Here is a 15,037-nt window from a genome sequence, read left to right on the forward strand (position 1 = left end):
ATGCCACGCAGCCTCAAGAAGGGCCCGTTCGTCGACGACCACCTCCTCGCGAAGGTGGACGTCCAGAACGAAAAGGGCACGAAGCAGGTCATCAAGACCTGGTCGCGTCGCTCGACCATCATCCCCGATTTCATCGGCCACACTTTCGCCGTCCACGACGGTCGCAAGCATGTCCCGGTGTTCATTTCGGACAACATGGTCGGACACAAGCTCGGTGAGTTCGCGCCGACCAGGACGTTCAAGAGCCACGTCAAGGACGACCGGAAGAGCAAGCGGCGATGACTGAAACCATTCAGAACCCGACTGCACGCGCTACCGCCAAGCACGTTCGGGTCACCCCGATGAAGGCCCGTCGAGTCGTGGACCTGGTCCGCGGCAAGAGCGTCTCCGATGCACTGGCCATCCTGCGGTTCGCGCCGCAGGCCGCCAGTGAGCCGGTGGCAAAGGTCGTGGCTTCGGCTGCGGCGAACGCCGAGAACAACCTCGGCCTCAACCCGGCCACCCTGGTCATCTCGACTGCTTTTGTCGACGAGGGCGCCACCATGAAGCGTTTCCAGCCGCGGGCCCAGGGCCGTGCGTTCCGGATTCGTAAGCGCACCAGCCACATCACCATCGAGGTCGAGAGCGTGCCCACTGCCGGCGCTGACGCTCGTAGCCGCCGGAAGGGAGGGGCTAAGTAACATGGGACAGAAAATTAATCCCCATGGCTTCCGCCTCGGTATCACCACCGACTGGAAGTCGCGTTGGTACGCGGACAAGCAGTACGCGGAATACGTGAAGGAAGACGTTCAGATCCGCAAGCTCCTGGCCACTGGCATGGAGCGTGCAGGTATCTCGAAGGTCGAGATCGAGCGCACCCGTGATCGCGTCCGTGTGGATATCTTCACCGCGCGTCCCGGCATCGTGATCGGTCGCCGTGGAGCGGAAGCCGATCGCATCCGTTCCGAGCTGGAGAAGCTCACCAAGAAGCAGGTTCAGCTCAACATCCTCGAGGTCAAGAACCCCGAATCGGATGCGCAGCTGGTTGCTCAGGGTGTTGCCGAGCAGCTGTCCAACCGTGTGGCGTTCCGTCGTGCGATGCGTAAGGCCATTCAGTCGGCCATGCGTTCGCCGAACGTCAAGGGCATCCGCGTGCAGTGCTCGGGCCGCCTCGGTGGCGCCGAAATGTCGCGCTCGGAGTTCTACCGTGAAGGTCGCGTTCCGCTGCACACGCTGCGTGCGGACATCGACTACGGCCTCTACGAGGCCAAGACCACCTTCGGTCGCATCGGCGTCAAGGTCTGGATCTACAAGGGCGACATCGTCGGTGGTCGTCGTGAAGTGACCGCCGCCGCCGCCGCTCCGGATCGCCAGCGTCGCGAGCGTCCGAGCCGTCCTCGTCGGTCGGGTGCCACTGGCACCACTGCGACCAGCACCGAGGTCGGTCGCGCCGCCACTGCAGTGGCGGAGGCTCCGGCAGAGAACAAGGAGGGCTGACGAATGCTGATGCCCCGTAGGGTCAAGCACCGTAAGCAGCACCACCCCGGTCGCTCTGGCATGGCCAAGGGCGGCACCGCGGTGGCCTTCGGTGAGTACGGCATCCAGGCTCTCGAGCCCGCCTACGTCACCAACCGTCAGATCGAGTCGGCACGTATTGCGATGACCCGCCACATCAAGCGTGGCGGCAAGATCTGGATCAACATCTACCCCGACCGTCCGCTCACGAAGAAGCCGGCCGAAACCCGCATGGGTTCCGGTAAGGGTTCGCCGGAGTGGTGGGTCGCGAACGTGAAGCCCGGTCGGGTCATGTTCGAGATGTCCTACCCGAACGAGGAGACCGCTCGTGAGGCCCTGCGCCGCGCGATGCACAAGCTCCCGATGAAATGCAGGATCGTGACCAGAGAGGAGCAGTTCTGATGGCTACCGAAACACCGGCCGCAGAGCTCCGTGAGCTCAACGAAGAAGAGCTCGTGGCACGCCTGCGCGAGTCGAAGGAAGAGCTGTTCAACCTGCGCTTCCAGATGGCGACGGGTCAGCTCGACAACAACCGTCGACTGCGCGTCGTCCGCCACGAGATCGCGCGTATTTACACGGTCATGCGCGAGCGCGAGCTCGGCTTGGCCACGGCGCCCGCTGGCAAGGGAGATGCGGCATGAGCGAGAACACCGAAGAGCGCAACAGCCGCAAGGTACGCAGCGGCTACGTTGTCTCCGACAAGATGAACAAGACGATCGTCGTCGAGCTGGAAGACCGTCACCGGCACAAGCTCTACGGCAAGATCATTCGCACCACCTCCAAGGTGAAGGCGCATGACGAGAACGAGACCGCCCACGTGGGCGATCACGTTCAGCTGATGGAAACCCGTCCGCTGTCGGCCACCAAGCGCTGGCGTCTGGTCGAGGTCCTGGAGCGGGCCAAGTAAGGTCCCTCCTCGATCCATCGAGATCGTTTTCCGCGAAAGCCCGTTTCCCCTTGTGGGAGGCGGGCTTTCGTCGTTGGGGGAGTAGGTCTCGCGGCCGCAGGGCTCGCTGGCTCGGCATGTGGAAAGGCTCGCCTCCCCGTGTTTCGCGGAGGCGAGCCTTTTGTCAGTCGGCGGTATCAGCCGGTGAAGGCGTAGGGCTGGCGGATCTTGTGCGCGAATTCGACGATGTTGGTGACGGTACTGCTGGGAACACCGACTTCGCTGCCGATGCTGCGAGCGGACCAGGATTGATCGGTGAGCTCGAGGATCTCTTCGATCTGATCGAGAGTCAGACGCAAGGGACTGCGATGCGCGATCTGACGAGCCAGGGCCCGAACTTCGGTGTCGTCGTCGTAGTCGAATTCGTCCGCGGTCGACGGGTCTTCGTCTGACTCGTCGAGGGAGGTTTCGAAGTCGATCGGGTCTGCTGTCGGCTCAGGATCATCTGCTACCGGGACCGACTCAGGGGTTGTCGTAGCAGTGGGTTCGACGTTCGTGGCGGCGGAGCGCATGGCGGATTCTGGCGCGGACCGCGCGGTCGTCGACTCGGGTTTCGCTGCTACCGGGACCGACTCGGGGGTTGTCATCGCGGTAGCTTCTGGGGCAGACCGTGGTGCCGTCGGCTCGGCAGGTGCGATGCGTCGTGTCTTGGGAGCCACCGGCTTGCGCGGCGCGGGCACGGTGTCCAGCGCCAGTTGTTCGGCGGGTTCTGTTGCCAGGGTCAGCTGTTCCGGCTCCGCGGGGGGATCGTTGTGGACGACCAGCGGTTCGGTGGGTGGTGAGGTATCGCCAGGGAGGTCACGGGCGACGGTGCCGGCGTGCATCGTCGCCTCGGGAACCGGGTCGGTGCCGGTCGCGTCGCCGGCGGGGGACTTGGCGCCGACCGGTATTCGCCGCACAGCGGGGGCGGCGCCATTGGTCCGAATGACATGGTCGGTGCCGTTGCGCCGATGATCGGCGGCAGCTTTCCGGATCATCCCGAGGTTGCCGGGCACCGCGGGCTTGTCGGCGACAGGGCGACGCAGTGCTTCGCGGTAAGCACGCTCGGCCGCGGACGCCGCGATCGTCTCGGCCTCGGCCACCGCTGGATCGACGCTCGCGGCGGGGGTCTCGGTCGGCTGATCGTTGATGGGGAGCCGCAACGCTTGGCGATACGCGCGCTCGGCGGCGAGCATCTCAGCCTGTGTGATTGCGGGGTCGGTAGTCGGAGCCGTCGCTCGCGGAGCGATCTGGTCGGCGGCTGCGTGATCCACGCCCGCGGTTTCGGTTGGCTGATCGTTGATCGACAGGCGCTGTGTGGCCGATCCGGAACCGTCGAGCGCGCGATCCGGCGCAGGCGACATCGCGCGCTCACTGGGGGAGTAGCCAGCATCGCCGGGCAACTCCACCGAAGCGCTCTCGATCAACATCGCGTACCGCGCGGACACCCACGCGTGCAACCAGATCACAACACCCACCATCACCGGCGCGATAGCGAATTCGGCTGCGCGACCGAAGGATCCGGAGGCGAGATGCGGTCCCGCGTTCAACGCGACGGTCGTACCGAGCAGCGTGAGTTCGAACAGCAACACCTTGCCGCGTTCGAGCTCGCGACCCCAGCGGGCAGCGGTGGTGGCCGCGACCATGATGACGATGATCGGGATGGAGATCATCGCCTCGATGCCGAAGCTGAGCCAGTACAGCGGGTCGCTCATGTCCCCACTGGGCACCAGATTGTGCTGCACATTGACCCCGGCCCACACCATCCCGAGGATGACGACCCCGATCAGCGCCCGCGACGACCATTCCGCGCGCCGATACAACTGCGCCAACCGCGCATCGGCACTGGAGACCCTGCGCCGAGCGGCCAACGCCTGCCGATGCCACCGCGCGTCGGCCTCATCGGTGCGGCGAATCAGCGACCCGGTGCGCCGATCCCGCTTGTCGGCGGCCATCTCGTCGACAACAGCCTGTCGCCGCTGCTTACGCCGCTTGGCCCGAATCCATTCGGCCAGCTCCCGCTCGGCCCGAATCTCGTCATCGGACAATGCCTCGTACAGCGCGGTGTCGTGCTGCAGCGGCAGCTTGTCCCGAGCCGCAGCAACCTGCAGCGCAAGTGCCGTGACCTCGGTACTCGGCGCGACGGCCGCACTATCGCTGCACCGATCGTCGGACATCTCGCGCCTTCCGCGTCTCGAACCCCAGGCCCATCGAACATATGTGTGATTTCCAGAGAGCGTAAACGCCCCCCGCCCCCCGGTCAACGACAACGCAAAACTGGACGCCCGATCACCACGCTCTGAGGGCGGGATTTCGATCGAAATTCCTACCTGAGAGCGTGGTGATCGAGCGTCCAGATCAGCTGAGCGCGGTGTGCCAGACGATGGCGGCGGCGAGGGCGCCTGCGCCGTTGAGGGACCAGTGCAGGGCGATGGGCGCGAGCAAGCTGCCGCTGCGGCGGCGGAGCCAGGTGAAGACCATGCCCGCGGCGGCGGTGGCGGCGACTGCGAGGGTGATGCCGACGATCTGGCCGAGTAGGCCGCCGCCGACGATGGCGGACAGGCCCTTGTTGCCTGCGGCCAGGCCGAAGGACGACGCGATGTGCCAGAGGCCGAACATCAGGGATCCGGCCGCGAACAGGCCGCGCACGCCGAGAACCCGGTCCAGCGTGCCGTGCAGGACCCCGCGGAACGCGAGTTCTTCGGGGATCACGGTCTGCAGCGGGATGACGATCATGGACGCGATGAGCGCGCCGGAGATGGTCGCGTACCGATCAGCGAGGAAGAAAGGCCTGGTCAGCGGCAATAATGCGCCGATCGCGACGGCGGTCAACACGATCCCGACAGCGCCCAGCGCATAGACGGTCCCGCGTTTCCAATGCCGTGGCGAGAGCCCGAGTTCGTGCCAGCCCAGTCCCCGCTTGCGCATGAGCGCGAGCAACGCGACCGCCGCGATCGGCACGGTGACGATATTGGCCCAGGCGGTGGTGAAGTGGGCGATCAAATTGGTGCCCGCCAGCACCACGACAACCACAGCGATGTCGAGGTAGGCGTGAAGTTTCGGCCGGGAATCGGCGATAGTTGCGGACACGTATCGAGTGTACGGAATTATCACGAAACGGAAACGGGCCGATAAATGCGGGGCAACCGCCGACCCCAGCGTTGAGCGGCCGCGAGTCAGGCCTTCAAGATCGACACGCTGTGAGCGACTAGACAGCCGATTCGGACCATCCGGGCATATCCGTCCACGCCTGCAACGTGCGCCGCGTCTCGAACCGCCGCGGTTCCCCGCTGAGAGGATCGGTGAATTCCAGCGATGCCGCCAGCAATTGCAACGGCCGCGTGTAATCGTCGACCGACTTATCGGTGATCACCGGATAGAAATCGTCGCCGAGAATCGGCACGCCGAGCCCGTTCATATGCAACCGCAGCTGATGAGTGCGCCCGGTGTGCGGCCGCAGCCGGTACCGCCCGAGCCCGTCGCGATGCTCGACCAACTCCACCTCGGTCTCGGCATTGGGTTCGCCGTCCACCTCGAACGCGGCGAGCACCTGCTTCTCCTTGATGATCCGGCTGCGCACGGTCCGCGGCAGCTCGAGCGCGGGATCGTAGGGCGCGATGGCCTCGTATTCCTTGCGCACGGTCTTGCGATGGAACATCGTCTGATACGCCCCGCGCCGCGCCGGATTCACCACGAACAGCAGCAGCCCGGCGGTGGCCCGGTCGAGTCGGTGCGCGGGGATCAGGTCGGGTAGGTCGAGGTCGTTGCGCAGGCGCACCAGCGCGGTCTGCAGGATGTGCTGCCCGCGCGGGATGGTGGCCAGGAAGTGCGGTTTGTCGATCACGAGGATGTCGTCGTCGCGATGCACGATGCCGATCTGGAACGGCACGTCGGTTTCGACCGGCAGGTCGCGGTGGAACCACACCGCGCCGCCGGGCACGTACGGCGCGTTCGGCGCGAGCGGGCCGTCGAGATCCACGATCTCGCCCGCCGCCAGCATCGCGTCGATTCTGGCCGGATCCACCCGCGGCAACCGTTCGACGAGATGGTCGCGCACGGTCGCCCACTGCCCGTCGTCGGGGAGTCGGAGTCGGGCGGGATCGAGGCCGTGCCGTTTCGGCAGCGGCGGCTGCTGCCTACGTCGCATAGGAGCAGTCTGGTCCGACGGCCGCAAACCTCTCAACTTAGGCTAACCTACCCTTGGCGAGTTGCCGCGAACAGGTTCGAGAGGCGAGAACGATATGACGGTGCAGGTAGCGCCGCCGCCGGGGGTGGAGTCGGGAAACCGGCCGACCAAGGCGGCAGCGAAAGCGCAGAAGCAGGCAGAAGCGCAGGCGCGCAAGGAGATTCTGGCACCGGTATCGGGAATGCTGACCGTGGCGAGCCTGCTCGTGGCCGTGGCCTCGGTGTGCTCGGTTGTCCCGTTCCTGCTGATCGTGGCGGCCTGCCGCGAACTGCTGAACACCCCGGTCGACACCGACCGCGTGTGGTGGCTGTTCGGCGCGGCCGTGCTCGTGCTCGTGGCGCGCGCCCTGCTGCAGGCCGTCGCGCTGACGTGGTCGCACGCCGTGGACGCCGGCTACCAGCTCACCCTGCGCCGCCTGCTGGCCGACAAACTCACGCGCGTGCCGCTGGGTTGGTTCGGCGAGCGCAGTTCCGGCGAGGTCAAGAACTATCTGCGCGATGACGTGGAGGCCCTGCACTATCTGGTCGCGCACGCCCGGCTCGAGTTCGTCGGCGCGCTGGTGGTCCCGCTGGTCACCCTCGGCTACCTGGTCACCGTCGACTGGCGCCTGACCCTGGTGCTGCTGATTCCGCTGATCGCCTACTTCATTCTGTTCGGCAAGATCATGGACCGCGACGGCCGCGACCGGCTCGCGGTCTACACGCGTTGGGAGCGCCGCACCGCCGAGGCGACCATCGAGTTCGTCGACGGCATCCAGGTGGTGCGGGCGTTCGGCCAGGCGGGCAAGGCGCACAAGGAGTTTCAGGACGCCGTCGATGGACAGGTGCGGGCCGCGCATCGGATGAAGTCGCCGATCATTCGCGTGCAGTCGGCGTCCGACATCGTGGTGATGCCGGTGTTCGTCATGCTGGTGGTGGTGCTCGGTGGGCTGGCCGGGGTGGGTCTGGGCTGGGTGGATCCGCTGGATCTGCTGCCGTTCCTGCTGGTCGGGCTGGGTATCGGCAGCTCGCTGTTGGGTCTGGGTTACGGTTCGCAGGCGTTGCGTGCCGGTGGTGCGGCCGCGCTGCGTTTGCATGAACTGATGCAGACACCGGAATTGGAAACCGCCGCAACCGAAGCCGGAATCCAGACCGGAGTTGTCGCGTTCGAGGGTGTCGAATTCGCCTATCGCACAGGACATGACGTATTGCGAGGCATCGACCTCGAACTGACTCCCGGAACGATCACCGCCCTTGTCGGCCCGAGTGGTTCCGGCAAGTCGACATTGGCGAAACTCCTGCCGCGTTTCTATGACGTGGGCGCGGGCCGAATCACTATCGACGGCCGCGATATTCGTGAATTCACCACCGAAGAGCTGTATCGCACCGTCGGATTCGTTTTCCAGGATGTCCGGTTGATTCGCGGCTCGATTCGCGAAAATCTTCTCCTGGCGAATGCCGACGCAGACGACGAAGCCATCGAACGCGCCGCACGGGCCGCCCAGATCCACGACCGCATCCTCGCCCTGCCCCGCGGCTACGACTCCGAAATCGGCGTCGACGCCACCCTGTCCGGCGGTGAGGCGCAACGCCTTTCGATCGCCCGTGCCCTGCTGGCCGACACCCCGGTCCTGGTCCTGGACGAGGCCACCGCCTTCGCCGACCCCGAATCCGAAGCCGCCGTCCAGGACGCACTCGCCGCCCTGGTCGCCGGACGCACTGTCCTGGTGATCGCGCACCGCCTGCACACCATCACCGGCGTCGACCGAATCCTGGTGTTGGACAACGGAACCCTGGTCGAACAGGGCACGCACCCCGAGTTGCGCGCCGCCGGCGGGCTGTACCAGCAGCTGTGGGAGATCAACGAAGCCGCGCTCGGCACCCTGGCCATGGTGGAGGAAACACGATGATCCGCAAGGTTTTCCGCCTCGTCCCCGACGAGTTCGCCCCGCTGATTCCCCGCCTGCTCGCCGCCATCGTGCTGCAGGCACTGTGCCAGGCCATCGCGTATCTACTGCTGGTTCCCGTGCTGGAAGCCCTGTTCGGCAATGACCTGAGCGGCGCGTGGACGTGGGCCATCGGCATGGCCGCCGCCGTGCTCGGCGTGGTCGTGTTCGGCTACCTGCAGGCCGTGATCGGCCTGCGCATCGGCCTCGGTATGCAACGCGGTCTGCAGACCCGCCTCGGCGATCAGCTGAACGCGTTGCCGCTGGGCTGGTTCGAAGATCGCGACGCGGGCCCGCTGTCGCGCGTGATGGTCGAGCAGGTCCGCGAGGTGCAGGGTCTGATCGCCTACCTGCTCACCAAGGTGCTCACCGGCATCATCGTGCCGCTGGTCGTGGCGATCGGGATGCTGTTCATCGACTGGCGGATCGGGGTGGCGATGCTGCTGGCCGCGCCGGTGCTGTACCTGGTCAACAATCTCGCCAACCGCGCGTACACCGGCGCCGACGTACGCCTGCACGAGGCCGCGGCCGAAGCCGATTCGCGCGTAGTGGAATTCGCGCAGGCGCAGCCGGTCCTGCGCGCCTTCGGTGCGGTCGGAGTCGGCAACAAGAAGCTGGATTCCGCACTGGTGCAACAACGTTCGGCCGTGTCGAAGATGATGGTCGCCACGGTGCCGGGCCTGATCGTGTTCGCGCTGTTCGTCCAGGCCGTGTTCCTGGTGCTGGCTTACATCGCGGTCGTCCAGGTGACCGACGGCTCCGTTTCGGCCGCCGCGGCGATCGCGCTGATCGCGGTGAGCGCGCGCTTCATCGAACCGGTGAACCAGGCCGCCCAGCTGGGCACCGCCCTGCGCTCGGCCGCCGCGGCAGCCGACCGCATCACAGACCTGCTCGCCGAAAAGCCCCTACCGACCCCCACCGACCCGGTCACCCCCGGCGCCCCCGCGGTGCTCTTCGACGAGGTGAGCTTCGGCTACCGCCCCGGCGAACCCGTCCTGTCCGACCTGACCTTCGAGGTCCCCGCGGGCACCACCACCGCCATCGTCGGACCCAGCGGCTCGGGCAAAACCACCCTGCTGCGCCTGGCGGCCCGCTTCTACGACGTCGAGTCCGGCACGGTCTCAGTCGGCGAACACGATGTGCGCCAACAACCTTCGGACACCCTCCTGGACCAGCTGGCCCTGGTCTTCCAGAACGTCTACCTGTTCAACCGCTCGGTCGCCGACAACATCCGCATCGGCAACCCCGACGCCACCGACGACGACCTGCACCGCGCAGCCGAAGCAGCCAGGGTCGACGAGATCGTCCAACGCCTGCCCGACGGCTACGACACCACAGTCGGCGAAGGAGGAACCTCACTGTCCGGCGGTGAGCGCCAACGGGTTTCGATCGCCCGCGCCCTCCTCAAAGACGCCCCGATCGTCCTCCTCGACGAAGCGACCAGCGCCCTGGACCCTCACAGTGAGGCAGTGGTCGTACGAGGAATCCACGAACTCACCAGAGACAAAACAGTTCTCGTGGTCGCTCACCGCCTGACCACCATCGCCCACGCCGACCAGATCCTGTTCCTGGAAGCAGGCCGCATAGCCGAACGCGGCACGCACACAGAACTTCTCGCCCTCAACGGCCGCTACGCCGCCTTCTGGAACGAACGCGAACGCGCAACCGGCTGGCGCCTGGAAGCTGTGTGAGACCGAAGCCTCGGCGGTGCCGCATCACCGCCGAGGCTTCGTTCACTGGTGGTAGGTGGAGAGGAAATCGCCGATCCGGCCGATGATCTGGTCGAGGTCATCGGCCTGCGGCAAGGTGACGATGCGGAAGTGGTCGGGCGTCGGCCAATTGAACCCGGTGCCCTGCACAACGTGAATCTTGGTCGCCAGCAACAGGTCCAGCACGAACTTCTCGTCATTGTCGATCCGGTAGGTCGCCCGATCCAGCTTGGGAAACGCGTACAGCGCCCCCTTCGGCTTCACACACGACACTCCCGGAATCGCATTCAACGCAGTCCACGCCCGATCCCGCTGCTCGAGCAGTCGCCCACCCGGCAGCGTGAGTTCGTGAATACTCTGATGCCCACCCAGCGCCGCCTGAACAGCCTGTTGCGCAGGAACATTCGCGCACAACCGCAACCCGGCCAGCATCGTCAAACCTTCGAGATAGCTCTCGGCGTGCCGGGTCGGCCCGGACACCGCAAGCCAGCCCGATCGGAAACCGGCCAGCCGATACGCCTTCGACAGCCCGTTGAACGTCAAACACAGCAGGTCCGGCGCGAGCGAGGCCGTGACGGTGTGGGTCACGTCGTCGTAGAGGATCTTGTCGTAGATCTCGTCGGAGCAGACGATCAGATTGTGCTGGCGAGCGAGCTCCAGCATCTGCTCGAGCACCTCGTTCGGATACACCGCGCCCGTCGGGTTGTTCGGGTTGATGATCACGATGGCCCGGGTCCGGTCGGTGATCTTGGCGGCGATATCGGCGATGTCGGGATACCAGTCGGCACCCTCGTCGCAGCGGTAGTGCACCGCCTTACCCCCGTTGAGGTGCACCGCGGCGGTCCAGAGCGGGAAATCCGGTGCGGGGACGAGGACTTCGTCACCGTTCTCGATCAGGGCGGTCATCGCCATCATGATCAGCTCGGATGCGCCGTTGCCGAGGAAGACGTTCTCGATATCGAGATCGTCCACCCCGCGCCCCTCGTAGTACTGCACCACCGCGCGCCGCGCGGGCAGCAACCCCTTCGACGTCACATACCCCGACGACATCGGCAGATTGGCGATGACATCGCGCAACAGCTCCGACGGTGCGTCGAAGCCGAACGGTAGCGGGTTACCGGTATTGAGTTTGATCACCCGGTGACCCTCGGCCTCTAGCCGAGCGGCGTGCTCGGATATCGGGCCGCGGATCTCGTAGGAAACATTCGCGAGCTTGCTCGACTGTTTGAACTGCATGTCGGCTCCCACCGTGATACGGACGGAGCTCGCCACAGTACTCGCCGGGAGCGCGCTCCCGCACGCGAGTTTCAGAAGCCGCGCAAGCGATCTGGCGTTACGCGGATGGGGACCGAGTAGGCCTCGAAGAACTCCTGCTCGGTCATCTTGATGTCCACGAAACCCTTGGTGTACTTGTGGGCGTAGTGGGCGATCTCGTCGGTGCTGGGCGGGTCGTCCACTCGGGCGGTGCCGGTGAAGACCACGACATCGTCGCCGGTTTCGGTGGAATTGAAGTTCAGGGAGACCCGGGGGTCGTGCGCGAGGTGGCGCAGTTTCTTCGCCTTGGGCATGGAGAAGATCAGGAACTCGTCGTTCTCCCAGTGGAACCACACCGGATTGGGCTGCGGGGTGCTGTTCGCCCCCACCGTGGTCAACCAGATCACGGTCTCCTTGGCCAGCCGCTTGCCGACCTTTTCGCCGAACGGGGTGGCGGCGTCGAGAATGGACACGGTGTTCTCCTCGCAGGTGGGGGACACTTCCGTGCTCCACCTTTGCCGAAAACGGGCCGCACCGCTACCCGCCGCGCGCTTACTTCCAGTAGGCCTGTGCCTTGATCGCGGTCTTGGGCAGCGCGTGCTGGGTGCGCAGGGTTTTCACGATCGAACGGGTGGTGTGTCCGCAGCAGGCGACCCACGCGAAAACGTCGGTGTCGCAGGTGATTTCCTGTGCGGTCTCACGCAGCAGGCGGCCGTCGTCCACGCGTTGCAGCCAGGTGACCTGGTGGTGGGGCTTGTTGTTGACCGGGATGGTCTGGTCGGACTCGTGCTGCCATTCCAGCCACACGCGCGCGGGGGTGTCGCCGATGGCGTCCAGCAGCGTGTTGATCGCGGGCAGCGAGGCCGTGTCGCCGAAGATGACGTATTCGGCAGGCGCCTGCTCGGGCAGGTGGAAGTCCGAGCCGAGCACGGTGGCGTCGAGCAGGTCGCCGGGCTTCGCGGCGCGCGCCCAGTCGGCGGCGGGGCCGTCGTGCAGGGCGAAGTCGATGGCCACGGTGTCGTCGACGGGATTCTGCGCGACCAGCGTGAACCCGCGGTGGTGCAGCTTGTCGCTGCCGGCTTCGGGGATCCACAGGCGCACCCACTGTGTGGGGTGCACGGGGTGGTCGGCCAGCAGGCCGCCCGCGCTGAAACCGATGCGTACGAACGTGTCGGTGATCTGCTCGGTCGACGTCACCGTCAGCCGGTAGTCGGAGCCACCCCACGCCTTGCAGATGAGTCCGTTGAATCCTTTGCCCATGTCGTTAGGTTAGCCTAACGCAACCCGCTTGTCTGCAGCGGTGGCTAAATAAGGTAAGCCTGTGCAAATATAGCGCTGTGCGTGAAAGAGTGGAGAACGAACCGGTGGAAACCCTCCTGGTAGTCGGCGCAGGACCCAAAGCCCTTGCGGTGGCGGCGAAGTCGCACGTTCTGCGCTCGCTCGGACTGCCCGCGCCGCGCGTGGTGGTCGTCGAGGCGCACGCCGTGGGCGGTAACTGGCTGCCCACCGGCGGCTGGACCGACGGCCAACATCGCCTGGGCACCAGCCCCGAAAAGGACATCGGCTTCCCGTACCACTCCACCTGGGCGCGCGGCCGCAACGGCGACATCGATCACGCCATGGCCGCCTTCAGCTGGACCACCTTCCTGATCGAACACGGCACCTTCGCTGAATGGATCGACCGCGGCAGGCCCAGCCCCCAGCACCACGTGTGGGCCAAGTACCTGCAGTGGGTCGCCAAATCCATCGACCTGGACCTGGTGCTGGGCCGCGTGCAGCGCATCAGCCACGACGGCCAGTGGCAGGTCGAGGTGGTCGACGCCGACGGCGCCCGCACCGAACTCGCCGCCGACGGCCTGATGATCACCGGCCCCGGCCGCAGCAGCCGCGCCCTGCTCGATCACCCGCGCGTGCTCAGCATCGCCGAATTCTGGGACCGCGCGGGCAAGCGCACCCTGCCCGCCGCCTCGCGCGCCGCGGTGATCGGCGGCGGCGAGACCGGTGGTTCGGCACTGGACGAACTGGTCCGTCACGAAATGCTCACCATCTCGGTGATCTCACCGCTGGCCACCCTCTACACCCGCGGCGAGAGCTTCTTCGAGAACTCGCTGTTCAGCGACCCGGTGAAGTGGGCGGCACTGAGCCTGCAGGAACGCCGCGACGTCATCCGACGCACCGACCGCGGCGTGTTCTCGGTGCGCGTGCAGGAAAGTCTGTTGGGCGACAACAGAGTTCACCATTTGCAGGGTCGCGTCACCAAGATCGCCCCGCACGGCGAATCGCTGGCGCTGACGCTGAGCAACGAGCTGCGCGCGGACCAGGTGCACAACTTCGACCTGGTGGTCGACGCGACCGGCGGCCAGCCGCTGTGGTTCCTCGACATGTTCGACCAGCAGACCGCCGACCTGCTCGAACTGGCCGTGGGCGGTTCGTTGACCCAGACCCGGATCGAATCGTCGATCGGCTACGACCTGGCGGTCTCCGGCCTGCCGGGAAAGCTCTACCTGCCCAACATGGCGGCGATGTCGCAGGGGCCGGGGTTCCCGAATCTCAGCTGCCTGGGCGAACTCTCGGATCGGGTGCTGCAGACGGTGCCCGCCAGGGCGCGCGCTGTCGCCCGTTGAGACCGGCGTAATCGTACAAAACGCGTCGAAATAATCAGAAAACTGATTTTCGATCGACGTTTTGTACGATTACGCCAGTTGATCAGACGACCGGGAGATCTTCGGGCGTGCGGGGGAACGCGTGCAGCGAGATCCGGCGGTCGGGGCGCACGTCGATCTCGGCCAGGCGCTGGAATCCCACCTTGGCCAGGCTGCGCGCGATCGCCACATTGCGGTGGTCCGGGTCGCCCATGATGCGGCGGCAGTTGGGGTCGGCGGCGAACACGGCGGCGGTCAGGGTCGACATCCAGGCGGTCATGATCCCCTTGCCGATCACCGCGGTCTCGGCGGTAGCGATGTGGTAGCCGATGTCGCCGGGGTCGCAGTCGTAGAAGGCGCCGATCTCGTCTTTGGCGGCCCGGTAGAACTCGAGGTAGGCGATATCGCGCACCCCCCGTTCCGGCTCACCGAGCACGGCGAAGTCCATGCTGAGAATGCAAGGGCGGGAATAGTTTCCGGCCAATTGGATGCGAAAGTTCTCCCGGCGACGTTCGGCGTCCCAGTCCTGCTCCCACGACTCGAGCAGGTGCGGGCGGGCCATCCATTCGGCCATCATCTCGGGGTCGGAACTGTCGGGGTCGGCCATGCGCAGCGAGAAAGGTGCCGCGAAAACTGGCAGGATGGGCGCGGGGGCGGCGGCCACCTCGGCGGGCAGGTCGGTCCGCTCGCGGGGCTGGGGGGTGGGGGTCCCGGCGGGATTCATCTGCTCGGTGCTCCGTTCGATCGTTACCTTGGTCACCTCGACTGGTAAGGCTAGCCTATACTAATGGCCGGGTGTTATTGTTGCCCGACCGATCGCCCGGTAATAGCCGGGCCGTCCCCCCAAGTCGGGTCGTATTCGGGTGCAACAGAATTCGATCCATCCCGGACTACCGTCCCGGG

General features: G+C 66.0%; 16 protein-coding genes. 9 read left to right on the plus strand and 7 right to left on the minus strand.

Annotated elements, in window-relative coordinates:
• The 6 genes from rpsS to rpsQ are packed head-to-tail and all read left to right on the plus strand — an operon-like array spanning window position 1 to window position 2,401.
• Window positions 1–282, plus strand: a complete 282-nt coding sequence (gene rpsS, locus ACFWU5_RS05530; RefSeq protein WP_056818481.1) for a 30S ribosomal protein S19 — start codon at window positions 1–3, stop codon at window positions 280–282.
• On the plus strand, window positions 279–680 hold the full coding sequence (gene rplV, locus ACFWU5_RS05535) for a 50S ribosomal protein L22 (protein ID WP_379241382.1): 402 nt from the start codon (window positions 279–281) through the stop codon (window positions 678–680). The genes rpsS and rplV overlap by 4 nt, the downstream gene beginning before the upstream one ends.
• 1 nt (window position 681) lies before the next feature.
• The gene (gene rpsC / locus ACFWU5_RS05540; RefSeq protein ID WP_062982459.1) at window positions 682–1,476 is read left to right on the plus strand and encodes a 30S ribosomal protein S3; all 795 of its coding nucleotides are present in this window, start codon (window positions 682–684) and stop codon (window positions 1,474–1,476) included.
• A gap of 3 nt (window positions 1,477–1,479) precedes the next feature.
• A complete protein-coding gene (gene rplP, locus ACFWU5_RS05545) occupies window positions 1,480–1,896 on the plus strand; it encodes a 50S ribosomal protein L16 (protein ID WP_056818475.1) in 417 nt (138 codons plus the stop codon).
• A complete protein-coding gene (gene rpmC / locus ACFWU5_RS05550) occupies window positions 1,896–2,135 on the plus strand; it encodes a 50S ribosomal protein L29 (RefSeq protein WP_056818473.1) in 240 nt (79 codons plus the stop codon). Before rplP ends, rpmC begins: the two co-directional genes overlap by 1 nt.
• A complete protein-coding gene (rpsQ, locus tag ACFWU5_RS05555; protein ID WP_379241383.1) occupies window positions 2,132–2,401 on the plus strand; it encodes a 30S ribosomal protein S17 in 270 nt (89 codons plus the stop codon). Before rpmC ends, rpsQ begins: the two co-directional genes overlap by 4 nt.
• A 176-nt stretch (window positions 2,402–2,577) precedes the next feature.
• Here rpsQ and ACFWU5_RS05560 read toward each other — a convergent pair whose 3' ends face one another.
• The 3 genes from ACFWU5_RS05560 to ACFWU5_RS05570 form a co-directional block, all read right to left on the minus strand.
• Window positions 2,578–4,596: a hypothetical protein gene (locus ACFWU5_RS05560; RefSeq protein ID WP_379241384.1), complete on the minus strand. Its 2,019-nt coding sequence runs from the start codon at window positions 4,594–4,596 to the stop codon at window positions 2,578–2,580.
• A gap of 181 nt (window positions 4,597–4,777) precedes the next feature.
• A complete protein-coding gene (locus ACFWU5_RS05565) occupies window positions 4,778–5,509 on the minus strand; it encodes a CPBP family intramembrane glutamic endopeptidase (RefSeq protein WP_379241385.1) in 732 nt (243 codons plus the stop codon).
• Window positions 5,510–5,627: 118 nt separating this feature from the next.
• Window positions 5,628–6,566, minus strand: a complete 939-nt coding sequence (locus ACFWU5_RS05570; RefSeq protein WP_379241386.1) for an RluA family pseudouridine synthase — start codon at window positions 6,564–6,566, stop codon at window positions 5,628–5,630.
• 94 nt (window positions 6,567–6,660) lie between these two features.
• Between ACFWU5_RS05570 and ACFWU5_RS05575 the strand changes: the two genes are divergently transcribed.
• Both ACFWU5_RS05575 and ACFWU5_RS05580 read left to right on the plus strand, forming a co-directional pair.
• On the plus strand, window positions 6,661–8,493 hold the full coding sequence (locus ACFWU5_RS05575) for an ABC transporter ATP-binding protein (protein ID WP_379241387.1): 1,833 nt from the start codon (window positions 6,661–6,663) through the stop codon (window positions 8,491–8,493).
• The gene (locus tag ACFWU5_RS05580; RefSeq protein WP_379266295.1) at window positions 8,490–10,220 is read left to right on the plus strand and encodes an ABC transporter ATP-binding protein; all 1,731 of its coding nucleotides are present in this window, start codon (window positions 8,490–8,492) and stop codon (window positions 10,218–10,220) included. The genes ACFWU5_RS05575 and ACFWU5_RS05580 overlap by 4 nt, the downstream gene beginning before the upstream one ends.
• Window positions 10,221–10,262: 42 nt before the next feature.
• Here the strand turns inward: ACFWU5_RS05580 and ACFWU5_RS05585 are convergent, their stop codons facing one another.
• From ACFWU5_RS05585 to ACFWU5_RS05595, 3 genes are all read right to left on the minus strand, one after another.
• Window positions 10,263–11,474, minus strand: a complete 1,212-nt coding sequence (locus ACFWU5_RS05585; RefSeq protein ID WP_379266296.1) for a pyridoxal phosphate-dependent aminotransferase — start codon at window positions 11,472–11,474, stop codon at window positions 10,263–10,265.
• 71 nt (window positions 11,475–11,545) lie between these two features.
• On the minus strand, window positions 11,546–11,965 hold the full coding sequence (locus tag ACFWU5_RS05590; RefSeq protein WP_379266297.1) for a TIGR03667 family PPOX class F420-dependent oxidoreductase: 420 nt from the start codon (window positions 11,963–11,965) through the stop codon (window positions 11,546–11,548).
• 79 nt (window positions 11,966–12,044) lie between these two features.
• Complete coding sequence (locus ACFWU5_RS05595) at window positions 12,045–12,752, minus strand: siderophore-interacting protein (protein WP_379266298.1); 708 nt, start codon at window positions 12,750–12,752, stop codon at window positions 12,045–12,047.
• 104 nt (window positions 12,753–12,856) lie between these two features.
• Here ACFWU5_RS05595 and ACFWU5_RS05600 point away from each other — a divergent pair, with 104 nt between their 5' ends.
• Entirely contained in the window at window positions 12,857–14,116 is a 1,260-nt protein-coding gene (locus ACFWU5_RS05600) for a SidA/IucD/PvdA family monooxygenase (protein WP_379266338.1), read from the plus strand.
• Window positions 14,117–14,198: 82 nt separating this feature from the next.
• On the opposite strand, the gene ACFWU5_RS05605 is transcribed toward ACFWU5_RS05600, so the two are convergent.
• Window positions 14,199–14,858, minus strand: coding sequence for a GNAT family N-acetyltransferase (locus tag ACFWU5_RS05605; protein WP_379266339.1), 660 nt, complete (start codon window positions 14,856–14,858; stop codon window positions 14,199–14,201).
• Window positions 14,859–15,037 lie beyond the last annotated feature (179 nt).

This window comes from Nocardia sp. NPDC058640 (genome assembly GCF_042716995.1).
GTDB lineage: Bacteria > Actinomycetota > Actinomycetes > Mycobacteriales > Mycobacteriaceae > Nocardia.